At 69.4% G+C, this 21,879-nt stretch carries 18 protein-coding genes and 1 riboswitch; of the genes, 11 read left to right on the plus strand and 7 right to left on the minus strand.

Annotated elements, in window-relative coordinates:
- The first annotated feature begins 5 nt into the window (after window positions 1-5).
- From ABZ345_RS39010 to ABZ345_RS39025, 4 genes are read left to right on the plus strand one after another with little or no spacing between them, the layout of a single operon-like run.
- Window positions 6-386: a TIGR03618 family F420-dependent PPOX class oxidoreductase gene (locus ABZ345_RS39010; protein WP_359859980.1), complete on the plus strand. Its 381-nt coding sequence runs from the start codon at window positions 6-8 to the stop codon at window positions 384-386.
- Window positions 367-1,512, plus strand: coding sequence for a precorrin-6y C5,15-methyltransferase (decarboxylating) subunit CbiE (cbiE, locus tag ABZ345_RS39015; RefSeq protein WP_359859981.1), 1,146 nt, complete (start codon window positions 367-369; stop codon window positions 1,510-1,512). The genes ABZ345_RS39010 and cbiE overlap by 20 nt, the downstream gene beginning before the upstream one ends.
- Complete coding sequence (gene cobM / locus ABZ345_RS39020) at window positions 1,509-2,249, plus strand: precorrin-4 C(11)-methyltransferase (RefSeq protein ID WP_359859982.1); 741 nt, start codon at window positions 1,509-1,511, stop codon at window positions 2,247-2,249. Before cbiE ends, cobM begins: the two co-directional genes overlap by 4 nt.
- Window positions 2,246-2,947: a cobalt-precorrin-6A reductase gene (locus ABZ345_RS39025; RefSeq protein ID WP_359859983.1), complete on the plus strand. Its 702-nt coding sequence runs from the start codon at window positions 2,246-2,248 to the stop codon at window positions 2,945-2,947. Before cobM ends, ABZ345_RS39025 begins: the two co-directional genes overlap by 4 nt.
- Here ABZ345_RS39025 and ABZ345_RS39030 read toward each other — a convergent pair.
- Genes ABZ345_RS39030 through ABZ345_RS39040 form a run of 3 tightly spaced genes read right to left on the minus strand, consistent with a single transcriptional unit; the run spans window position 2,919 to window position 6,174 of the window.
- Window positions 2,919-4,370 (minus strand): precorrin-2 C(20)-methyltransferase, encoded by a 1,452-nt coding sequence (locus ABZ345_RS39030; RefSeq protein ID WP_359859984.1) that lies wholly within the window; start codon window positions 4,368-4,370, stop codon window positions 2,919-2,921. The genes ABZ345_RS39025 and ABZ345_RS39030 overlap by 29 nt on opposite strands.
- Window positions 4,367-4,987, minus strand: a complete 621-nt coding sequence (locus ABZ345_RS39035) for a precorrin-8X methylmutase (RefSeq protein WP_359859985.1) — start codon at window positions 4,985-4,987, stop codon at window positions 4,367-4,369. Before ABZ345_RS39035 ends, ABZ345_RS39030 begins: the two co-directional genes overlap by 4 nt.
- A complete protein-coding gene (locus ABZ345_RS39040) occupies window positions 4,984-6,174 on the minus strand; it encodes a hypothetical protein (RefSeq protein WP_359859986.1) in 1,191 nt (396 codons plus the stop codon). The genes ABZ345_RS39035 and ABZ345_RS39040 overlap by 4 nt, the downstream gene beginning before the upstream one ends.
- A gap of 8 nt (window positions 6,175-6,182) precedes the next feature.
- A riboswitch (cobalamin riboswitch) is annotated at window positions 6,183-6,315 on the plus strand.
- Window positions 6,316-6,349: 34 nt separating this feature from the next.
- On the opposite strand from ABZ345_RS39040, the gene cobN reads away from it, so the two are divergent.
- Window positions 6,350-9,913, plus strand: a complete 3,564-nt coding sequence (gene cobN, locus ABZ345_RS39045; protein ID WP_359859987.1) for a cobaltochelatase subunit CobN — start codon at window positions 6,350-6,352, stop codon at window positions 9,911-9,913.
- On the opposite strand, the gene ABZ345_RS39050 is transcribed toward cobN, so the two are convergent.
- Window positions 9,874-10,551 carry a helix-turn-helix domain-containing protein gene (locus ABZ345_RS39050; RefSeq protein WP_359859988.1) on the minus strand — a complete coding sequence of 226 codons (678 nt, stop codon included), beginning with the start codon at window positions 10,549-10,551 and terminating at the stop codon, window positions 9,874-9,876. The genes cobN and ABZ345_RS39050 overlap by 40 nt on opposite strands.
- Before the next feature lie 78 nt (window positions 10,552-10,629).
- Here ABZ345_RS39050 and ABZ345_RS39055 point away from each other — a divergent pair, with 78 nt between their 5' ends.
- From ABZ345_RS39055 to ABZ345_RS39065, 3 genes are read left to right on the plus strand one after another with little or no spacing between them, the layout of a single operon-like run.
- Complete coding sequence (locus tag ABZ345_RS39055) at window positions 10,630-11,010, plus strand: DoxX family membrane protein (protein WP_359859989.1); 381 nt, start codon at window positions 10,630-10,632, stop codon at window positions 11,008-11,010.
- Window positions 11,007-11,564, plus strand: a complete 558-nt coding sequence (gene folE / locus ABZ345_RS39060) for a GTP cyclohydrolase I FolE (protein ID WP_359859990.1) — start codon at window positions 11,007-11,009, stop codon at window positions 11,562-11,564. Before ABZ345_RS39055 ends, folE begins: the two co-directional genes overlap by 4 nt.
- 10 nt (window positions 11,565-11,574) lie before the next feature.
- The gene (locus ABZ345_RS39065; RefSeq protein WP_359859991.1) at window positions 11,575-12,126 is read left to right on the plus strand and encodes a hypothetical protein; all 552 of its coding nucleotides are present in this window, start codon (window positions 11,575-11,577) and stop codon (window positions 12,124-12,126) included.
- On the opposite strand, the gene ABZ345_RS39070 is transcribed toward ABZ345_RS39065, so the two are convergent.
- Entirely contained in the window at window positions 12,105-12,770 is a 666-nt protein-coding gene (locus tag ABZ345_RS39070) for an EF-hand domain-containing protein (protein ID WP_359860028.1), read from the minus strand. The two genes, ABZ345_RS39065 and ABZ345_RS39070, sit on opposite strands and share 22 nt — an antisense overlap.
- Between ABZ345_RS39070 and ABZ345_RS39075 the strand changes: the two genes are divergently transcribed.
- Both ABZ345_RS39075 and ABZ345_RS39080 read left to right on the plus strand, forming a co-directional pair.
- On the plus strand, window positions 12,763-13,323 hold the full coding sequence (locus tag ABZ345_RS39075; protein WP_359859992.1) for an RICIN domain-containing protein: 561 nt from the start codon (window positions 12,763-12,765) through the stop codon (window positions 13,321-13,323). The genes ABZ345_RS39070 and ABZ345_RS39075 overlap by 8 nt on opposite strands.
- Window positions 13,324-13,382: 59 nt before the next feature.
- Entirely contained in the window at window positions 13,383-16,172 is a 2,790-nt protein-coding gene (locus tag ABZ345_RS39080; protein ID WP_359859993.1) for a BTAD domain-containing putative transcriptional regulator, read from the plus strand.
- Here ABZ345_RS39080 and ABZ345_RS39085 read toward each other — a convergent pair.
- A complete protein-coding gene (locus ABZ345_RS39085; RefSeq protein WP_359859994.1) occupies window positions 16,112-18,655 on the minus strand; it encodes an AAA family ATPase in 2,544 nt (847 codons plus the stop codon). The two genes, ABZ345_RS39080 and ABZ345_RS39085, sit on opposite strands and share 61 nt — an antisense overlap.
- Before the next feature lie 281 nt (window positions 18,656-18,936).
- On the opposite strand from ABZ345_RS39085, the gene ABZ345_RS39090 reads away from it, so the two are divergent.
- On the plus strand, window positions 18,937-21,561 hold the full coding sequence (locus ABZ345_RS39090) for a LuxR C-terminal-related transcriptional regulator (RefSeq protein WP_359859995.1): 2,625 nt from the start codon (window positions 18,937-18,939) through the stop codon (window positions 21,559-21,561).
- Here the strand turns inward: ABZ345_RS39090 and ABZ345_RS39095 are convergent.
- On the minus strand, window positions 21,515-21,856 hold the full coding sequence (locus ABZ345_RS39095; RefSeq protein ID WP_359860029.1) for a lipopolysaccharide assembly protein LapA domain-containing protein: 342 nt from the start codon (window positions 21,854-21,856) through the stop codon (window positions 21,515-21,517). The genes ABZ345_RS39090 and ABZ345_RS39095 overlap by 47 nt on opposite strands.
- Between the last annotated feature and the right edge of the window lie 23 nt (window positions 21,857-21,879).

Consider the following 21,879-nt stretch of genomic DNA (forward strand, 5'->3'; position numbering starts at 1 on the left):
GTGGCATGTCGATCGAGCGGGGCGCGGAGTTCGCCGAGTTCTGGACGGAGCGGCACCTGTGCACGCTGTCCACTGTGCGTCCGGATGGCACTCCGCACGTGGTGCCGGTCGGGGTCACGCTCGACCTGGACGCCGGGGTGGCGCGGATCATCACCGACGGTGGTTCGTGGAAGGTCAAGCACGTGATCAAGGCCGGATACGCGGCTGTGTGTCAGGTGGACGGTCGGCGGTGGTCCACGGTGGAGGGTCCCGCCGTAGTTCGTGACGACGCGGCGTCGGTGGACGAGGCTGTACGCCGGTATGCGCTGCGGTACAGGCAGCCTCGGGTGAACCCCACACGTGTGGTGATCGAGATTCAGGTGCGGCGTGTCACCGGAACCGTCTGACGTCGTCGTTGTCGGCATCGGCGCCGACGGGTGGGACGGGCTGTCGCCCGCCGCGCAGCAGGCTGTCCGCGGCGCCAAGGTGCTGATGGGAAGCGCACGGCAGCTGGACCTGGTGCCTGGGGACTTTGAACGGGTGGCCTGGCCGTCGCCGCTGGTCCCGGCGTTGCCCTCGCTGTTCGAGAAGTATCGGGACGTGTGCGTGCTGGCGTCGGGCGATCCCATGTTCCATGGAATTGGCACGACTTTGGTGCGGCTGCTGGGTTCGCGGGTGACCGTGATCCCGCATCCGTCGTCGGTGTCGCTGGCCTGTGCGCGGCTCGGGTGGGCGTTGAACGAGGTCGAGGTCGTGTCGCTGGTGGGGCGGTCGCCTGACCTGCTGCGGCCTGCGCTGATCCCGGGGCGCCGCATATTGGTACTCGGTGGTGATCCTGCAACCGTTGCGGAACTGGCTGGGCCGATTACAGTGCTGGAGCAGTTGGGTGGGCCTGCCGAGCGGGTCTACCAGTGGTCCGGGGAAAGTGCGGATCCGTTGTGCGTCATCGCTGCCGAGTACGCCGGGAGCGCCTATTCGCGGGTGCCCGGGCTGCCGGACGACGCGTACGAGACTGACGGCCAGTTGACCAAACGTGAGGTGCGGGCTATTTCGCTGTCGACGTTGGCGCCGCTGCCGGGGCAGCTGCTGTGGGATGTCGGGGCTGGCTCGGGCTCGATCGCGATCGAGTGGGCGCGGACGCATCCGACGTGCCGGGCGATCGCGGTGGAGCAGGATGCCGTGCGCGCAGAGCGAATCGTGCGTAACGCTGCGTCGTTGGGTGTGCCGGGGGTCGAGGTCCACATTGGACGGGCCCCTGTCGTGCTGGAGGGGCTGGAGAAGCCCGACGCGATCTTCATCGGTGGCGGGCTGACGGTTCCCGGTGTCATGCAGACCTGCTGGGACGCACTGGGCGCCGGTGGGCGGCTGGTGGTGAACGCCGTGACGCTGGAGTCCGAGGCCGTGGTGGCGCAGTGGTACGCCCGGCTCGGCGGTGACCTGGTGCGGATCGCGGTGAACCGGGGGTCGTCGGTGGGGAAGTTCACCGCGTGGCGGCCGCACATGCCGGTGACGACCTGGAGCGTGGTCAAGTGACGGTGCACTTCATCGGCGCTGGTCCCGGGGCCGATGATCTGATCACCGTGCGGGGGCGTTCGCTCATCGAGTCCTCGCCGGTGTGCCTGTACGCCGGGGCGTTGGTCCCGGTCGAGCTGCTGGACTTCTGTCCTGCCGGGGCGCGGAAGGTCGACACCGCCTCGCTGACGCTGGACGAGATCGTGGCCGAGCTGGCCGCGGCTTCCGAGGCCGGTTTGGACGTGGCCCGGTTGCATTCCGGGGATCCGGCGGTGTTCAGCGCCATGGCCGAGCAGATGCGCCGGCTGGACGCGTTGGGGATCGAGTACTCCGTGACGCCGGGGGTGCCGGCGTTCGCGGCCGCGGCGGCGTCGTTGCAGCGGGAACTGACTGTGCCCGGCGTGGGACAGACGGTGATCCTGACCCGTACGTCGCAGCGGGCCACCCCGATGCCTGACGGTGAGGACCTGGACACGCTGGGTCGCAGTCACGCGACTCTGGTGCTGCACCTGGCTGTGCAGCGAATTTCCGACGTGGTCGCGGAGTTGGTGCCGAACTACGGGCTGGACTGTCCTGTCGCGGTGGTGGCCTATGCGTCCCGTGCGGACGAGGTCGTGTTGCGCGGGACGTTGGACGACATCGCCGCCCAGGTCGAGGCGGCCGGGATCAAGCGGACCGCGGTGATCATCGTGGGACGGACGCTGGGGGCCACGCAGTTCCCGGACAGCCACCTGTACTCGGCCACGCGCGTTCGATGATCCTGATTCTGGGAGGGACGGGGGAAGCGCGCGAGCTGGCTGCCCGCGTTCCCGCGATCTCTTCGCTGGCGGGGAGGGTGAGTTCGCCCCGGCTTCCGGTCGGTGAGGTCCGGGTCGGCGGGTTCGGCGGGGTCGCCGGGCTGGCTTCGTGGTTGCAGGACAACGACATTCACGCTGTTGTCGATGCCACGCATCCGTTCGCGCGGCAGATCACGGCCAATGCTTTCGAAGCCTGCACGCAGGTCGGGGTGCCGTTTCTGATTCTGCGGCGGCCTGGGTTCGCGGCTGTCGAGGGCTGGCGGTGGGTCGACAGCGTTGCCGATGCGGCGCGGGATCTGCCTGGCTCACGGGTGTTTCTGACCACCGGGCGCCAGGATCTCGCGGAGTTCGCCTCGTGTCCGCAGTGGTTTCTCGCCCGGATGGTCGAGCCGCCGGAACCGCCCATGCCGCACCGGATCGAGGTGCTGCTGTCGCGCGGTCCGTTCACTGTGGACGGTGAGCTCTCGCTGATGCGGTCGCGGTCGATCGACGTGCTGGTCACCAAGGACAGCGGTGGGTCGATGACGTCGGCGAAGCTCGAAGCAGCACAGCAGCTCGGGATTCCGGTGGTGATCGTACGTCGACCGCCGCTACCGCCCGCTTCGACGGTGGCGACCGTCGACGAGGCGGTCAGCTGGTTGGATACCGCCGGGGCGTGAAGACCACGCCCGCGTCCGTCACGATGGTCTGCGACGAGCCGATGATCAGCAGGCAGCGCATGTCGATCGTGTCCGGGTCGAGCGCGCCGAGCGTTCCGATGCGGATCTCTTCCTCGGGGCCGCCGACATCCCGGCCGACGACCACCGGGGTTTCCGGCGCGCGATGCTTGAGGAGCAGGTCGCGCATCTCCTGGACCTGGTGGGTGCGGGCCTTGGACGCCGGGTTGTAGATGGCGATCACGAGGTCTGCCTTGGCGGTGGCGGTCAGGCGTTCTTCGATGACGTCCCACGGCTTGAGCCTGTCGCTCAACGAGATCACCGCGTAGTCGTGGCCGAGCGGGGCACCTGCCTTGGCCGCCACGGCGTTCGCCGCGGTGACGCCAGGGATGACCTTGACCGGCACGTCCTGGGTTTCCGCGGCCACTTCCAGCACTGCGGTGGCCATGGCGAACACGCCGGGGTCGCCGGAGGAGATGACGGCCACCCGCTTGCCCTTGCGCGCCAGGTCGAGGGCGAACGCCGCTCGTTCCGACTCGACCTGGTTGTGCGAGGCGTGCTTGGTCTGGCCGGGCCGGTCCGGGACGCGGCCGAGGTAGGTGGTGTAGCCGACGAGGTCGTCCGCGGCTTCGATCTCCTGGCGCGCTTCCGGGGTGAGCCAGCCGCTCTTGCCGGGGCCGAGGCCGATGACGACGACTTCGCCCTTGGCGCGTGCGGGCTTGGAGTGGCTGGGGAGCAGGGCCAGGGAGAAGTACGGGACCGAGTCGGGGTCGACCTCGGCCAGGGGCGAGGTTTTCTGACGACCTGTGGTGGCTCGCTCGACGTACCAGGCGTTGTCGAGGCGGCCGGCGTCGTGCAGGGCCTGCTTGACGTTGCCGAAGGTGCGGCCCAGCTTGAGAATCGCGGCCGAGTCGGTGTCGGCGAGCCGGGCGGCGAGCTCGGCCGAGGGGAGGGTGCCGGGGAGGATCGTGAGGACCTCGTCGCGTTCCACCAGCGGGGTGCCGAGGACGGCACTGGCGCCGCTGACTGACGTCACGCCCGGGACGACTTCCCATTCGTAGCGGTCGGCCAGGCGTTTGTGCATGTGCATGTAGGAGCCGTAGAAGAACGGGTCGCCCGCGGCGAGGACGACCACGTCGCGGCCTGCGTCGAGGTGCGCGGCGAGTCGTGCGGCCGCCTCCTCGTAGAACTGGTCGATCTCGCCCTGGTAGTCGTCCGTGTCCTCGGTCGTCACCGGGTAGATGAGCTGTTCGAGGATCTGGCCTTCGCGAAAGTAGGGCTCCGCAATGGTTTTCGCGACGCTGCGGCCGTGGCGGGCGCTGTGGAAGGCGACCACGTCGGCTTCTCCGATGAGTCGTGCGGCCTTGACCGTCACGAGTTCCGGGTCGCCAGGACCCAGTCCGACGCCGTAGAGCTTGCCCGTCATTCTTCCTCGCTCGCGATCGCGTTGATGGCCGCCGCCGTCATGGCGCTGCCGCCGCGCCGGCCGTGCACCACGAGGTGCTCCAGGTCCGTTGCGGCCAAAGCTTCCTTGGACTCCGCCGCGCCGATGAAGCCCACCGGGATGCCCAGGACGGCGGCCGGTCGCGGGGCGCCCTTGGCGATCAGGTCGATCAGGTGGAACAGCGCCGTGGGGGCGTTGCCGACGGCGATGACGGCACCTTCGAAGCGGTCTTGGAGGAGTTCCAAGGCGGCTGCGCTGCGGGTGTTGCCGATGGTCTTGGCGAGGTCCGGGGTGCGCGGGTCCTGGAGGTAGCACAGGACTTCGTTGTCCTTGGGCAGACGGCGGCGGGTGACGCCGGACGCGACCATGTTGGCGTCGCACAGGATCGGGGCACCACTGCGCAGTGCTTCGCGGGCGTCGCGGACGACGTTGGGGGAGAAGGCGACGTCGTTCGGGAGATCGGTCATGCCGCACGCGTGGATCATGCGGACGACGACTTTCGCGACGTCCTCGGGGAACCTGGTGAGGTCCGATTCCGCGCGAATAGTGGCGAAGGACCGGCGGTAGATCTCCGCGCCGTCCTTGATGTACTCCGTCACCTGATCTCCTCGTAGCCGTCGCCGGTCGCGACGAACTCGATCACATCGCCCGCCGGGCGGCCGCATCGGCGCCCACAGCCCGACCAGTGAACCGCGCCGGGAGTGTCTGACCTGCCGGGACGTTCGGACCTGCCGCGACTGTCGGACGTGCCGTGACTGTCGGACGTGCCGGGACGTTCGGACGTGCCGCGACTGTCGGACCTGCCGGGACTGTCAGACCCGCTGCCTAGAATTGAAACTGGGGGTACCCGGCCGGGCGCGTGTGTGTGGTGTGAAGCGTTTGTGTCGTGTGACGCCTCAACCCAAGCGCGCGCATCGGCACGGACGTCGGACAACGACTTGGCGCAACCGGGGCGGCCGGCACAAGCGCTCACGCCGTGCCAGGGGGACGCTGGGTCGGTGATCAGGCCCGTCGTGTCGGTGCCAGCGGGCACGACCAAGCCACGCCACGGGGTCAGCCGGACCGGAACGCCGGGGAGCAGGTGCGCGTCGAGGCGACCCAGCGGCACGCCAGGGGTGGTCGGCGAAGGTGCGACAGGCGTCACAGCCGGGGTGATGCGCGGGGCGTCGGCGGTGCCGAAGTGCTCGGTGATCTTTCGCACACCGTCGTCCACTTCGGACAGGCGCCAGGCGGGGCCGCGCAGCTGCTGGAACAGGCGTGCGGCGGTCAGGAGCGCGTCAACGGGGTCGTCGACGCGGATGCCGGTGTCGCGGCCGGCGAGCAGGAGGGCGGTCGGGGCAGAAGTGCCGGCCGTGCCTGCTACCAGCCCGAAGTCGCCCCCGAGGCCGCTGACCGGCGCTCCGACCGTCACCAGGAAACGGCCTGGCAGACCAGCCAGTTCCTGGTCCGCGCACAGGGCGGCGTCCAGGGCGTCTACCAGCGGCTGGTTGTCCTCCAGGGGCGCGGCGATGATGTTGCGGATGCGTTCGTGGGTGTCCGAGGGCAGCAGGCCCGCCGCACGTAGGCGCGCACCTAGTTCGACGCCGTCCGCGAGGCCTCTGATCTGGAGGTTCGCGCGCGAAGTGAGTTCCAGCGTGCCGTCGCCGAGATCCATCGAAGCAACCCGGATCACGTCCCACTGCGCTGCCGAAAGCGTGCCGCCCGGAACCCGGATGCGCGCGAGGCCGCCGTCGGCCGCGGCGTGCAGCTCGACGGCGCCGGGGCAGGCATCCGGGTGACTACGCATAGGTCGGACTGTAACCCGCCGGTTAGGGTGAGCCCGAACGACGAAGCGCAGGAGGAAGCCGGTGTGAGTCCGGCGCGGTCCCGCCACTGTGACCAGCGGACGCTGGGAGTCAGGAACTCCGCTTCGCCTGTCACCCGCAACCTGGGGCGAGGACCCCACGAGGGATGGAGCCTGCGTGATCCTGCTGCTGTCGACCTCTGACACCGACCTGCTGTCGGCTCGGGCGAGTGGAGCCGAGTACCGCCTCGGCAACCCCGCGCGGCTCACGGCCGACGACCTGCCCGCGTTGATCGACGGGGTCAGCCTCGTGGTGGTGCGCATTCTGGGTGGGCGCCGGATGTGGGAGGAAGGGCTCGACTGGCTGCTGGCCAGCGGGTTGCCCGTGGTGGTGCTGGGCGGTGAGCAGCAACCGGACGCCGCGCTGATGGAGCTGTCGACGGTGCCCGGCGGGGTGTGTGCCGAGGCGCACCTCTACCTCGCGCACGGTGGGCCCGCGAATCTCGCCGAGCTGCACAAGTTCCTCGAAGACACGATTCTGCTGACCGGGCACGGGTTCGCGCCGCCCGCAGCCACGCCCACCTGGGGTGTGCTGGAGCGGGAAGGCAGCGCACAAGGCCCGACCGTCGCGGTGCTCTACTACCGGGCGCATCACGTCGCGGGGAACACGGCGTTCGTGCACGCGTTGTGCGACGCGATCGAGGCCAAGGGCGGGAAACCGCTGCCGGTCTACTGCTCGTCGTTGCGCACGGCGGAACCTGAGCTGCTGGAGACGCTCGGGAAGGCCGACGCGCTGATCGTCACGGTGCTGGCAGCGGGTGGCACGAACCCCGCGAAGGCGTCCGCTGGTGGGGACGACGACGCGTGGGACGTCGGGGCCCTGGCGGCGCTGGACGTGCCGATCCTGCAGGGGTTGTGCCTGACGTCGAGCCGTGAGTCGTGGGACGAGAACGACGACGGACTGTCCCCGTTGGACACCGCGACGCAGGTGGCGATCCCCGAGTTCGACGGGCGGATCATCACGGTTCCGTTCTCGTTCAAGGAGATCGACGAGGACGGGCTCACCGTCTACGTGGCGGATCCCGAACGCGCGCTGCGGGTCGCCGGAATCGCGGTCCGGCACGGGAAGCTGCGCCACATCCCCACCAAGGACCGCAAGATCGCGGTGATGCTGTCGGCCTACCCGACCAAACACTCGAGGATCGGCAACGCGGTCGGCCTCGACACCCCCGCGTCCACGGTCCGGCTGCTCAAAGCCATGGAAGACCACGGCTACGACATCGGCGACGAGCTGCCGGGCGTGCAGGAGCAGGACGGCGACGCGTTGATCCACGCGTTGATCGCGGCCGGCGGCCAGGACGCGGACTGGCTGACGCAGGAGCAGTTCGAGAGCAACCCCGTGCGCATCGCCGCGGCGGACTACCGCGAGTTCTACGAGACGCTGCCGGACGACTTCCGCGAGTCGATGCAGGAGCACTGGGGCGAGGCGCCCGGCTCGTTGTTCGTCGACCACTCGAAGTCCAAGGACGGCGAGATCGTGCTGGCGGCGCTGGAGTCGGGCAACGTCGTCGTGATCGTGCAGCCGCCGCGCGGGTTCGGCGAGAACCCCATCGCGATCTACCACGACCCGGACCTGCCGCCGTCGCACCACTATCTCGCGGCATACCGGTGGATCGAGTCGTCGTTCGGCGCGGACGCGGTGGTGCACGTCGGCAAGCACGGCAACCTGGAGTGGTTGCCCGGCAAGACCGTCGGCATGTCGGCGTCGTGCGGCACGGACGCGGCGCTCGGCGATCTGCCGCTGGTGTACCCGTTCCTCGTCAACGACCCGGGCGAAGGCACGCAGGCCAAGCGGCGCGCGCACGCGACGTTGGTCGACCACCTGGTGCCGCCGATGGCCCGCGCGGACAGCTACGGCGACATCGCGCGGCTGGAGCAGTTGCTCGACGAGTACGGCAACATCTCCGCGATGGACCCGGCGAAGCTGCCGGCGATCCGCGCGCAGATCTGGACGTTGATCCAGGCCGCGAAGCTCGACCACGACCTGGGCTTGGAGGACCGGCCGCACGAGGCCGAGTTCGACGAGTTCATCCTGCACGTCGACGGGTGGCTGTGCGAGGTCAAGGACGTGCAGATCCGCGACGGCCTGCACATCCTCGGCGAGGCGCCGACCGGGTCGGTGCGGGTCAACCTCGTGCTCGCGATGCTGCAGGCGCGGCAGATGTGGGGCGGTCAGGTCGCCGCGCTGCCGGGCCTGCGGGAGGCGCTCGGGCTCACGACCACCACGCGCGAAGACGTTGACGCCGTTGAGGAACAGGCTCGCGCGCTCGTCCAGGCGATGGAGGACGCGGGCTGGAACCGTGAGGTCGCGAAGACCCTGCACGACTCTGTTGACGTGCAGAAGATCCTGGAGTTCGCGGCCGTCGAGGTCGTGCCCAGGCTCGCCCGCACCACGGACGAGATGACGAACGTGCTGCACGCGTTGGACGGCGGGTACATCCCGGCCGGCCCGTCGGGTTCGCCGTTGCGCGGCTTGGTGAACGTGCTGCCGACCGGCCGGAACTTCTACTCGGTCGACCCGAAGGCCATCCCGTCGCGGCTCGCGTGGGAGACCGGCCAGGCGATGGCGGACTCACTGCTCGCCAGGTACCGCGAAGAGAACGACGGCGAGTGGCCGCCCTCGGTCGGCCTGTCGGTGTGGGGCACGTCGGCGATGCGCACGGCCGGTGACGACATCGCCGAGGTGTTCGCGCTGCTGGGCGTGCGACCGGTGTGGGACGACCAGTCCCGTCGCGTCACAGGGCTCGAGGTCATTGCGCTGGAGGAGCTGGAAAGGCCGCGCATCGACGTGACGGTCCGGATCTCCGGGTTCTTCCGCGACGCGTTCCCGCACGTCGTGTCCCTTTTGGACGACGCCGTGCAGCTCGTGGCGAACCTGGACGAGCCCGCGGGGCAGAACTTCGTGCGGGCGCACACTTTGCGGGACCTGGAAGAGCACGGCGACCAGCGCAGGGCCACGCTGCGGATCTTCGGCTCCAAGCCGGGCGCGTACGGTGCGGGCGTGCTGCCGTTGATCGACAGCCGCAACTGGCGCGACTCGTCGGACATCGCCGAGGTCTACGCGGTGTGGGGCGGGTACGCGTACGGGCGCGGGGTCGACGGCATCTCCGCGCGCGAGGACATGGAGTCGGCGTACCGGCGGATCGCGGTCGCGGCCAAGAACATCGACACCCGCGAGCACGACATCGCCGACTCGGACGACTACTTCCAGTACCACGGCGGCATGGTCACGATGGTGAAGGCGTTGACGGGCAAGGCACCCGCGGCCTACGTCGGTGACAGCACGCGTCCGGAGGCGGTGCGCACCCGGACGCTGACCGAGGAGACGTCACGGATCTTCCGGGCCCGCGTGGTGAACCCGCGCTGGGTCGGGGCGATGCGCAACCACGGCTACAAGGGCGCGTTCGAGCTGCAGGCGACGGTCGAGTACCTGTTCGGGTACGACGCGACGACCGGCGTGGTCGCGGACTGGATGTACGAGAAGCTGACCGAGACGTACGTGCTCGACCCGGAGACCCGCAAGTTCCTGCAGGCGTCGAACCCGTGGGCGTTGCACGGCATCGCCGAACGGCTGCTGGAAGCGGCCGAGCGCAAGATGTGGGAGCACCCGGAACCGTCCACTTTGGATGCTCTCCGCGCGGCCTACCTCGAAACCGAGGGCGACCTGGAGGACGGCGCCTGATCGAGCCTGACACAGCAATGTCCTGGTGACGGATCGAGGCTCGCGGTGTGACTGCGGGCCTCGATCCCGTCCAGGAGTCCGCTGATCAGGCACAGGTTCATCCCGCACACCAGTTGCGTGTGCTTCTGGGCCAGGCTGTGGAACGGGCAGTTGCCCAGCCGGATCGTCCGATCCTCCTGCTGCGGCTCGAACCCGAGGTCCTCCAACGCCCGCACGACGTCGCCGCCGGCTTCCTCCGCCAGGTCCTCGCCCCACTCGTAGGCGCGCCGGTTCAGGATCTCGCGCGCCGGCTCGCCCGAGGACTCCGACTCCAGCAGTGCGTCCGTGAGCAGATGGCTCGCCGCCTCGTACCGCCGGTCCGGCAGCGACACCTCGATCTGCTCCCCGGACCGCAGGTAGAGCTTCGCGGGACGGCCCGCGCCAGGCCCGGTGCGGCCCGAACGGCGCTCGTGGATCACGGCCAGCAGCCCCATCTCGACCAGCTTGTCCAGGTGGAACGCCGCGGTCGTGCGCGGCAGCCCGATGGCGGCCGACGCCTCGTCCTTGCTGATGGGCGCGGTTTGCCGCACCACGAAGTCGTAGAGCTTGCGCCTGTTCGGCTCGTCGAGGGCCGCGACGGCGGCGACGTGGTCGGCCATCTCTAAAACCTACTCCAGTTGACGAAAATCGGCACCTAGTTCTAACGTTAGCCGAAGTTGTCGTTAGAAGGAGGAGTCATGGCAGTCCTGACGCGCACGGATCCGTCGACGCAGGCATTCGTGCTGTTGCGGACGGTGTTCACGGTGGCGCCGATCCTGTTCGGGCTGGACAAGTTCTTCAACCTGCTCGTGGACTGGCCCGTCTACCTGGCGCCGTGGATCGACTCGATCGTGCCCGGCTCACCGCAGACCGCCCTGTACATCGTCGGCGTGGTCGAGATCGTGGCCGGTGTGCTCGTGGCGCTGCGGCCGATGTGGGGCGGGCTCGTCGTCGCCGCGTGGCTGCTCGGGATCATCGTGAACCTGGTGACCGGGCCCGGCTACTACGACATCGCGTTGCGGGACTTCGGTCTGCTGGTCGGCGCGCTGGCGTTGTCACGGCTGGCGGCTGCTCGATGACGGAGGCCGTGGATGTCGAGGCGGCGCGGCAGGCGGTCACGGATCTGCTGAAGGCGCTGGGCAGGGACCCGTACTCGGAGCACCTGGCCGACACCCCGCGCCGCGTCGCCGAGGCCTACGCCGAGCTCCTGACACCGCGATCGTTCAACCTCACGACGTTCCCGAACGACGAGGGCTACGACGAACTGGTGCTGGCACGCGGGATTCCCGTGCAGTCGTTGTGCGAGCACCACATGCTGCCGTTCCACGGGGTCGCGCACGTCGGCTACCTGCCGGGTGAACGGATCCTGGGCCTGTCGAAGCTCGCGCGGGTCGTGGAGATGTTCGCGCGAGACCTGCAGGTGCAGGAACGGCTCACCAAGCAGGTCGCCGACTGGCTGCAGGAACACCTGCGGCCCAAGGGAGTCGGCGTGGTGATCGAGGCCGAGCACATGTGCATGACGCTGAGAGGCGTGCGGGTCAACGGATCCTGCACCGTCACGTCGGCGCTGCAGGGCGTGCTGCGGAACAATCCCGCGTCGCGTCAGGAGTTCTTCACCCTCGTGCACGCGTAGCCTGCGACGCATGGGGAAGATTCACGCCGGCGCCACGCTGACACCGTCGTTCCGCGACTTCCTGCCCGCCTGGGTCGCAAGGCAACCGTGGTACGAGGGAAGCGGTGTGCTGAGGCCTGTCGGGTTCTTCCGGTTCGAGGACCCGGCAGGCCAGGTCGGCGTGGAGACGCATCTGCTCCAGGACGGTGGGGCGGTCTGGCAGGTGCCGCTGACCTACCGCCCCGCACCACTCGACCCAGGCGCGCTCGTCACGACGGCCGAGCACAGCGTGCTCGGCGCGCGGTGGATCTACGACGCCGAGACGGACCCGGTGTGGAGTGCCGCGATCCTCGACCTCGTCGCCACCGGCGGGGTCTCGGATTCGGCTGCCCGCACCGGTTTCGGTCTGGCACAAGCACGTGGAGCGCTGATCCGCCCGATGACGGGCCCGGTCACGATCGACCTCGACCGGCGGGTCGTCCCGGACGGTCTGCCGCAGGACGCGCTCGGCGTGGTCACCGGCTCCTGGCAGGACGGAGCGGGGCGGTTCGCGGTGATCCGTCAGACCGGTCCGAAGACGTAGGTGCCGGCGGCTTCCGCGTTGTCACCGGCCCAGAACTCGTACCACAGCTGGGAGAACTCCTCGCGCGACAACCTGCCGTCGCCGTCGGAGTCCAGCGCGGCGAAGTCGGTGACGCCGTCGTGGCCCAGCCAGGCGGCGATCATCGTCTGGTACTCGGACTTCGAGATGTAGTCGTCGTGGTTCTCGTCGACGGCGGCGAACATCGCCTCGGCGGTGTCGGTGACGGCCTCCGGGGTCTTCGGGAGCGCGTCCACGATGCTCAGCACGTTGTCGACGGTCACCTCGTCGTGGCCCGCGATGGCCTGCAGGGTCGCCCACCAGCCCATCATCACGCCGGACAACAGTTCCTCGTCGCCGCCGCGCAACGACACCCAACGCGCGGTCAGCGCGCGGAAGTCGCTTTCGGTCAGGTAACCGTCGTCGTTCGCGTCCATCGCCCCGAACACGACTGTCACCTTGCGTCGTTGCAGGTCACTGGCCATGCGCAGCACGATAGGCCGAATGTTGCAGTGGAAACTATCGGCCGAATGGGTCCAAACCGGCCTGACCAGGTGACTCAAGCGCTGCCAACGATCCGCCAGTGCGCCCGAAGCGAGGCTGAAGGCGTCCACACAGGCCTCGTTCCTTGGAGGATGGATGAGCACCTGGTCACGCAAGGCGTTGACGCTCGCGGTGGTCGCGGCGTCGGCGCTGTTCCTGGTACCCGCGGCGACCGCGGAGGTTGCCGCGGAACAGCAAAAACCAGTGGTACAGGGCATCAATCCGGGCACCTACCAGAACCTGATCAACGACCTGCACCACAAGTGCCTCGCGGTGAACTCAGCGGACAACCGCAACGGCAAGCCGTTGATCCACTACGACTGCTACAGCAATTTCACCGACCAGTACTGGCGGTTCGAGCCGATCGACGCCGCTCCCGGCTACTACCGGCTGCGCAACCAGAACACCGGCCGATGCGTCGCCGCGGCGAACCCCAACAACGGCGCGAAGGTCGTGCAGTACGACTGCGTGGACGGCTACTACGACCAGTGGTGGCTGCCAGAACTCATGCCCGACAACATCCACTACCGGCTGCGCAACTACAAGAGCGGCCGCTGTCTTGCCGTTCCGTCCAACAAGCCGGGGAACGGTGAGAACGCCGTGAGCTACAACTGCATCCTCGGCTACAACGACCAGTGGTGGCAGATCTGGCCGTGACGTGACTTCCTCCCCGTGCCCCGGTATGCATGGTTGCAGGGGCACGGGGAGGAAACCAGATGGCGGTGCGGTTCCGTCTGCTCGGCGATGTCGGGGCACAGGTCGACGATCGGGCGCTCTCGATCGGCTACGCGCAACTTCGTTCTGTGCTGGCGATTCTGCTGGTCGAGGCGAACCAGGTCGTGTCGGTGGACCAACTGGTGGATCGGGTCTGGGGCGAACGCCGCCTTCCGCGCAAGCCGCGTGCGGCCGTTCAGCACAGCATGACCATGCTGCGCAACGCTTTGGCGCCCGCGCCAGGAGTGGAGATCACCCGCAGGTCGACCGGCTACCAGCTCGCCGTCGACCCGGAAACCGTTGACCTGCACCAGTTCCGGCGGCTCGTCCAGGACGGTCGCGCCGCCGATGACGACAGCCTGACCGCCGCTGCGCTGGAGGAGGCGCTGACGTTGTGGGAAGGGGAGCCGTTCGCCGGCCTGACCACCGCCTGGCTGGACTCCTTGCGCGCCACGCTGATCGGGCACCGGCACGCGGTCCGGCTCGAGCTCGTCGACGTCCAGCTCCGCCTGGGCCTGCACGCGGCACTGCTGCCCGACCTGGCCACGTGGGCGGCCGACAACCCGCTGGACGAACGCCTGGCGGGACAGCTCATGCTGGCGCTGTACCAGAGCGGCCGGTCGGCCGACGCGCTCGACCAGTACCGGCTGATGCGCACACGGCTCGCCGAAGAGCTCGGGACCGATCCGAGTCCACCGTTGCGCCGTCTGCACGAGCAGATCCTGGTGGCCGACCCGGCGCTGACGGCTCCCAGCGCGCGAACCAGACCGGTTGTGCCGCAGCAACTTCCGGCCAGGCCACACCAGTTCATCGGCAGAACCCGCGAGCTGGCCGACCTCGACATCGCCCTGGGACGGCAGGACGGTGCCGTGGTGATCTCGGCGGTCGGCGGGCTCGGTGGGATGGGCAAGACATGGCTTACGTCGCAATGGGCGTATCGGCACCTCGACCGGTTCCCCGACGGCCAGCTGTACGTCAACCTGCGCGGCTTCGACCCCTCCGGGCAACCGATGCCCGCCACGACGGCGCTCCGCGGCTTCCTCGACGCGCTGGGCGTCACGCCTTCCGCCGTGCCGGTCGACGTGGACGTGCAGGCCGGGCTGTACCGAAGTCTGCTGGCAGGAAAGCGAATGCTCGTCTTCCTCGACAACGCCGCCGACAGCGCCCAGGTGATTCCGTTGTTGCCCGGCAGCCCGACCTGTCTCGTGCTGGTCACCAGTCGCAGGCATCTCAGCGGGTTGGTCGCGGCGCACGGCGCGCGGGCGGTGAACCTGGACCGGTTGCCCGACGAGGAGGCACGACGGCTGCTGGTGACGCATCTCGGCGAGGACAGGCTCGAACCTCAGGTGACGAACGAGCTCCTGGCCTGCTGCGCCGGCCTGCCGCTGGCGATCGGCATCGTGGCCGCCCGCGCAGGCGCGCATCCCGACTTCCCGCTGTCCGCGCTGGCGGACGAACTGCGCGTGCAGAGCACCCTGGACACCCTGGACGCGGGGGAGGACCTGGTGAGCCTGCGGGCCGTGTTCTCCTGGTCCTACCACGCCCTGTCCGCCGAAGCGGCCGAGGTGTTCCGCGCACTCGGACTCGCTCCCGGTGCGGACATCGGCCTGTCCGCCGTCGCGAGCCTCACGGCGCTTCCCGGAGTCCGAGCCTGCCTGAAGGAACTCGAACAGGCGCACCTGGTCGACCAGCACGCCCCCGGCCGCTACCGGATGCACGACCTCGTGCGGCTGTACGCGGGCGAACTCGGTCATGACGCGGAAGCGGTTCGGCGCGTGATCGACTTCTACGTGCACACCGCGTTCGCCGCCGAGCGAACGCTGGACCCGCTCCGCGAACCGATCGCGATCGGAACTCCCGCAACGGGTTGCGTCCCGCTGGTGTTCCCGGACGAGGCAGCGGCGACGGGATGGTTGACCACCGAGTTGCCGAACCTCCTCGCCGTGCAGAAACTGGCCGCCGAGCACGGCCTGCACGCCTCGGTCTGGCACGTGGCCTGGAACCTGAACACGTTCGTCCGAAGACGGGGCAACTACCACGACAGCCTCGTGGTGTGGCGAGCCGCGGTGGCCGCCGCCGGCCACACGAGCGACGTCGGCGCCCAAGCCCTGGCCCTGCGATCCCTCGGCGACGCCTGCATGGGACTGGGACTTCACTCCGAAGCCCAGCAGTACCTCCACGACTCCCTCGAGGTCAGCGAGCGGACGGGCGACCTCTTCGGACAGGCTCACGCCCATCACCTCCTGGCCGCCACCTGGGACGACCTGCACGACCCCCGGCGGGCGCTGGAACACGCCTCTCCGTCCCTGCAGCTGTTCCGCGACCTCGACATGGTGGTGTGGGAGGCGTGGGGACACCTCCAGGTGGGGTCGTATCACGCTCAGCTGGAAGGCTACGAACAGGCGGGTCTTCACCTCGACGCCGCCCTGACGATGGCCCGCCGTCACGGCGACCGCGAACTGGAGGTGACCACGCGGCACAACCTCGGCTACGTCGCCCACAACACCGGCCGGCACGCGGAGGCTCTCGACCACTACCACCAGGCACTCGACCTGCTTCGCGACATCGGTTACGACCACCACGAGCCCGACACCCTCGAGCGCCTCGGCCACACCCACCGAGCGCTCGGGCACCACGACCAGGCACGAGCGAGCTGGCAGCGCACCCTCGAGCTGTGCCTGTCCCAGCGCCGAGCCGATGACGCCGCCCGCGTTCAGCGACTGCTGGACGATCAGTCCACGTCGAGCGCTTCGGAGAGCTGCAACCGGCCGGAGACACCGAGTTTGCGGTAGGTGCCGGAAAGCAGTCCTTCGACGGCGTCCGCGGGCATCAGCAACGTCGAGGCGATCTCCTCGTTGGACCGTCCACGTGCGGCCAACGCGGCGACCTGGTGCTCGGTCGGGGTGAGCGCGGTCGGACCGGTCTGGCGCATCCGCCGAGGTCCGGCGCCGGTCGCGACCAGTTCGGAGTACGCCCGCGCTGCCATCGCCGTGGAGCCGCACTTCTGCGCGAGATCCAACGCGTCACGCAGGCACGCGCGCGCACCGGACGTGTCGCCCTGACGTCGTGACACCACACCGAGGTCGACCAACGCGCGTGCGAGTTCCAAACGCGCGGGGGAGTTGCGCAGCACTCGCACGGCCTCTTCGAGCAACGTCCGGCCGGGCATTCCAGCAGTCACCCGGCCTTCCGCGCGCAACGCCATGCCCAACGCGCGCGGCGCACCCCACGCCCGTGCGAGCTCGACTTCTTCATGAGCGAAGTTGCGCGCGCGTTCGCCGTCACCCATCGCCGCACAGGCCAGGGCCGCGCCGGAACGCCAGGCCAGAGCCGCCGGGTTGCGGTACGGCCAGCCCTCGCAGTGCCGTCCTGCGGCCAGAAACGCTTCCAACGCCTCGTGATCGTCGCCTCGCGCGGTGAGCATGCGTCCGCGCACGGTCAGCAGTCCGCCGAACGACCACACACACCGAGCCTCGTCCGTCGAAGCCTCAGCGATCACCAGCGCCGACTCGTCCAGGCGGCTCTCCTCGAGCAGGATGTCGGCGAGCAACGCGGCGTGCCACGTCGAGATCGCGAGCCACCGCCGGTCCTGCCGCAGGTGGTCGCCGGCCAGCGTCAGGTCGGCGCGGGCGGACGCGAGATCTCCCTTGCGGCGCTGGACGTTCGCGCGCATCACGTACGTCAGCGCCCGCAACGCCGGTGCCTGGGCGCGATCCACGTCGTCGAGCACGGTCAGCGCGGAGTCCAGAGCATCGGCCAGGTTGAGGATCATCGCGGACGTCAGCGCGGACATCGTCGTCTCTGTCGACACCAGCGCAACGGCCTCGTCCGCGCCGATGTCCCCGACCATCACGTGGTGCAGCACCCCGGCGGGAGTGTCCAGCGCCACCGACGACGGCACGGCTTCCTGCCACGCCAGCCCGTGCACGGCGAGATGCGCCCGCGCCGAAGCAGAACCAGACAGCACCGCCGTCAGCTCGCCGGGATTTCCCTCGGCGTGCAAGGCGTAGGACAACGCGACAGCGGACTCGACATCGTCCTCATTGGACTGAAAGGCTTCGCGCAACCGGGCTGTGGCACCAGGAAGGTTGCCGACCAGCTCGGCCACGCCCAGCAGGCGCAGTGCTCGCGACGGGTTCGCCACCGGTTCGCGCAACGCCCGCCACAGCAACCGCGCGGCACCCGAGGTGTCGCCTCGGTTCACGGCTTCCTGCGCGGCCCGGTCCAGCACCTCGCCCGCCCACGGCTCCAGCCCCGGCGAGGTCTCCAGCAGGTGCTCGGCGACAACCCGGTCCGAAGCGCCGTGGGTGCGCAACGACCGTGCGGCCCGCAGATGCAAAGCAGCCCGCGCCGGTGCGGGCATGTCGTCGAGAACCGCGGGCCCGGCAACACCGAGCAGTTCGACCGTGCGCATCGCTTCGGCGAGTTCGACCGGGCTCAGCCGCGACAGTTCGGCCAGCACATCAGGATGCGGCGACGGCCCGAGCACGGCCATGGCGTGTGCCGCAGCCACAACCGCAGCGGGCCGGCGTCGTAGCCGAGCGGCCATGACCTCGCTGGACACCTCCGCGCCGCGTTGCGCGACCCGCCATGCGGCCTCGGCGGTCGGCGGCACCCCGTCTTCTGCCAATGCCTTCACCAGCCGCGTCACGGTCAGCGGGTTGCCGCCGGTCGCGTCCAGGCAGGCGGCCACGAACTCGGGCGCCGGTGCCGGAGAGAACAACGCGGCGATGTCGTCCGAAGACATGTTGTCCAACGTGATGCGGTGACACGCGGCGATGATCTCGCCATAAGAAGGGTCGTCGCATCGCTCGCCCGTGCCCACGGTCAGCACGAGAGAGATGGGAAGCCGTTGAAGGCGCAGAGCCAGGTAGGCGAGCCAGCGCAGCGACGCGGCGTCGGCCCAGTGCGCGTCGTCCACCGCGATGAGCAGCCCGGCAGTGCCTGCCAGAGCCGCGGCCAGCCGGTACACGCCGTGCAGCACGGCGAAACCGGCGGCCGGCGCGGTCAGCTGCAGTGCGCCGAGCGCCTCCGGTGGGACGAGGCCGGGGTCGACCATGTCGAAGAGTTGGGCGACGATCCCGAACGGCAGATCGCCTTCGAGGGCACTGCCGCGCGCCCGCACGACGTGCCGGCCCGAGGCCTCCCAGCGCGCGGCGAGGTCGTCGAGCGCCGCGGTCTTGCCCGTGCCGGGTGCGCCTTCCACGACGGTGGTCGTGCCGGGCGTCACCTGGTCGCTGATTCCGGCACACCACACTTTCAGCCGGTTTTCCAAGATCTCTCCACAATCCGTGGGTGAATGGATCAGCGGAATTGATGCTAGGAGAAACAGCTCCACTTGCTCAGGTAAAGCTTCCTACGCTATGGGCGTCTCAACAGGGTTGTTGCCCGTATGATCCGCCGGGCAACTACTCGAATGGGTAGCGGCAGCCGGGCGGCGGCTTCACATGGTCATCCGGACGGCCTAGGGATGCTGCCTCAGGGGTGGTCGTCGTGCGGGTCGTTGTGGTAAAGCAGCGCTTGTTCTCCGCCGCCGCGGAGCGAAAGGAAAAATGGGTGTCGGGGAATCGGGACGGGGTGTTCCGCGGCCGTGAGGGAGAACGCGAGCTCCTGAACGGTGTGCTGGACGCGGGCTCCGGTGTGGTGCTGGTGGACGGCGCGGCGGGAACCGGCAAGACGCGGTTGCTGGCCGAGGTCGCCGCGGTCGCCGCGCGCCGCGGTTTCGAGGTCGCGACGGCACAGGACGAACTGGACCAGCCGTTCTTGCTGGCTCGATTGGCGGAACGGGAACCGCAGTGCCCGACGCTCGTCGTGCTGGACGATCTTCACCTGGCCGAGCCGGGAACCCTGGCCGCATTGCGCGCACTGCTTCCCGCCTCCACTCACGAGAAGGTCGTGTGGTTGCTCGCCCGCCGCCGTGGGGAGGGCGCGGACCGTCTGTTCGCCGCCGCCGCACAACGGGGTGCCGTGCGGGTCGAGCTTCGCCCGCTGACGGACAACGTGATCGCCGATCTCGTCACCGATCTCGCCGGCGGAATTCCTGATCACGATCTTCGAGCCTTGGCGTCGACCGCGCAAGGAAATCCGGCGGCATTAATTAGTCTTTTCACCGCACTTCGCGAAGACGGTCAGGTCGAGATCTCGGGCGAGCACGCGTCGTTGCGCGGGGATCGCGCGCCGCGGCGGACCGAGGCGTTGCTCCGCGACCGCGTGGGGTTGTTGAGCGGTAAAGCACGGCACCTGCTGCAGGTCGCCTCGGTGCTCGGGCCGCGGTTCGAACCGGGTGACGTCGCGGAGATGCTCGCGTCGAGCACCGCGATTCTGCTGCCCGCGCTGGACGAGGTCATCGGCGCGGGTGTGGTGACGTCGCTGGAAGATCGTCTCGCGTTCCGGCACGAGCTGGTCTGGCGGCTGGTCGCCGACTCCGTGCCCGCACCGGTGCGGCGCGCGCTGCACCGCGAGGCCGGCGAGATGCTGCTGGGGCGCGGGGACTGCGCGGTGATGGCCGCCCAGCACCTCCTGCACGGCGCCCAGCGAGGTGACGTGCGGTCGATCGACGGACTGGTCGCGGCCGCGCTCGCCGTGCTGTGGACCGCGCCTGACGCCGCCGCCGAACTCGCGGTGCGGGCTTTGGAGCTCACCGACCAGTCGTCGGCCTCGCTCGTGCACCGGACCGTCATCGCGGTACGGGCGTTGATAGCAGCCGGAAAGCTCACGGCGGCGCAGGCGCTCGCGCAGGACGCGTTGTCCCGTCAGGTTTCCCCGGAACCCGCCGCCAAGCTCCGGCACTGCGTGGCGACGACGACGTTGCTGGGCGCGCAGCACGCCGAGTCGGTGGAGATCACCGAGGAACTGCTGGAAGAACCCGACCTGCTGCCGGAACTCGTGCCGTGGGTGGAGATCACCCGGATGATGGCGTTGCTCGGCCACGATCGGCGCCGCGCCGAGGAACTCGCCGAGGCGGTCGTCCGCACCCACACGGGTTCGCCGGACGACGTGCTGGCGACGGCGCTCGCGGTGCTGGCCGCGATCGCCCGGGACACCGGACAGCCCGGCGCCGCACTGGAACTGGCGCGCGAGGCCGCGCAATCCGTTACGTCGCACGACCTTTGCGCGTATCCGCAGCTGCTGCTGGCCACGATTCTCGCGGGACTGCGGGACTTCCCGGAGTGCGACAGCGTGGTGCGCCGAGCGCGCAGCGGGCCGTCGTCGGTGGTGACGAAGGAACTGCTGACCTCGGTCGTGCAGGCGCGAATCCTGTTGCAGGCCGGGCGAATCGAGGAAGCCGCGGTCGAGGCGCGCAACGCCGTGTCGGTGGCGGAGGAGACCGGGCACGCGGCGCTGGTCCCGCCGGCGTTGGCGGTGCTCGCGATGGTCGCGATCCACACCGGTGATCTTCCCGCCGCGATCGAACACGTCGAGCGCTACCGCGGTCAGGTGCCGGTGGACGGGATCATCTTCTCGCGCGCCTACTACCAGTGGGCCGACGTTCTCGTGTCGTACGTGGGCTTCGGACTGGACAAGGCGCTGGGGCTGCTGACGGACGAGTATCCGGGGCTCGTGGCGTCCGGGCTGTTCGCCGAGGAACCGCGTGCGGCCGGGTGGTTCGTCCGGCGGGCCCTGGAGGCGGGGGACGAGCGGCTGGCCAAGGCCGTCGTCGACCGCGCGGAACGGCTGGCAGAGGAGAACCCCGGCTTCCGCGCCGTGGCGGCGGCCGCGCTGCACGCACGAGGGCTGCTCGACGGCGACGCCTCGTTGCTGGAACTGGCTTCGCAGCAGCACCGCGACCTGTGGGCACGGGCCAACGCGGCCGAGGACCTCGGCGTGCTGCTGACGTCGTCCTCGGACAGAACGGCGTCGGTGAAGGCGCTGGAGAACGCTCTCGGGTCGTACCGGGAGATCGGCGCGTCACGTGACAGCGCGCGGGTGCTGGGACGTCTGCGCAAGCTCGGCCGGCGCCGGCGAGCGGCTCCGGTGCGCCCGTCGTCCGGATGGTCCAGTTTGGACGACACCGAACGGGCGATCGCGAACCTCGTGGCCAAGGGTCAGACGAACCGGCAGATCTCCACGCAGCTGTTCATGTCGCCGCACACGGTGAACTTCCACCTGCGCAAGATCTTCCGGAAGCTCGGGATCAGCTCTCGCGTCGAGCTGGTGATGAGGTCGAGGGACGACCAGTGATGCGTTTGGCCTGACGGCGCAGCTGCAGGATGCGCGCCGCTCCCACGACCGCGACGAGCAGCGCGCCGCCGATCGCGCCGAACAGCAGCGCCACGCCGAGCGGGAGGCTGGCCTCGCCCCACAGGAAGTAGATGGTCGTGTTGCCGCCGTTCTGCAGGATGAACACCAGCAGGAAGATCAGCACGACGATCGCGACCAGCACGGCGATCCACGTGCCGCTGATCCTGGTCGGCCGCATCTTCTTCGGTGCGGTCGCAACCGGAGGTGCGGTCGCAGCTGGAGGTGCGGTCGGGATCGGCTCGGTGACCGGCGTCTTCG

The organism is Lentzea sp. NPDC005914 (assembly GCF_040629405.1).
Classification (GTDB): Bacteria; Actinomycetota; Actinomycetes; order Mycobacteriales; family Pseudonocardiaceae; genus Lentzea.

Excerpts from the sequence above, each read along its gene's own strand:
- ABZ345_RS39010 (WP_359859980.1), top strand. The coding sequence starts at position 6 with ATGTCGATCGAGCGGGGCGCGGAGTTCGCCGAGTTCTGGACGGAGCGG.
- ABZ345_RS39025 (WP_359859983.1), top strand. The coding sequence starts at position 2,246 with ATGATCCTGATTCTGGGAGGGACGGGGGAAGCGCGCGAGCTGGCTGCC.
- ABZ345_RS39030 (WP_359859984.1), bottom strand. The coding sequence starts at position 4,370 with ATGACGGGCAAGCTCTACGGCGTCGGACTGGGTCCTGGCGACCCGGAA.
- ABZ345_RS39040 (WP_359859986.1), bottom strand. The coding sequence starts at position 6,174 with ATGCGTAGTCACCCGGATGCCTGCCCCGGCGCCGTCGAGCTGCACGCC.
- ABZ345_RS39050 (WP_359859988.1), bottom strand. The coding sequence starts at position 10,551 with ATGGCCGACCACGTCGCCGCCGTCGCGGCCCTCGACGAGCCGAACAGG.
- ABZ345_RS39055 (WP_359859989.1), top strand. The coding sequence starts at position 10,630 with ATGGCAGTCCTGACGCGCACGGATCCGTCGACGCAGGCATTCGTGCTG.
- folE (WP_359859990.1), top strand. The coding sequence starts at position 11,007 with ATGACGGAGGCCGTGGATGTCGAGGCGGCGCGGCAGGCGGTCACGGAT.
- ABZ345_RS39065 (WP_359859991.1), top strand. The coding sequence starts at position 11,575 with ATGGGGAAGATTCACGCCGGCGCCACGCTGACACCGTCGTTCCGCGAC.
- ABZ345_RS39075 (WP_359859992.1), top strand. The coding sequence starts at position 12,763 with ATGAGCACCTGGTCACGCAAGGCGTTGACGCTCGCGGTGGTCGCGGCG.
- ABZ345_RS39080 (WP_359859993.1), top strand. The coding sequence starts at position 13,383 with ATGGCGGTGCGGTTCCGTCTGCTCGGCGATGTCGGGGCACAGGTCGAC.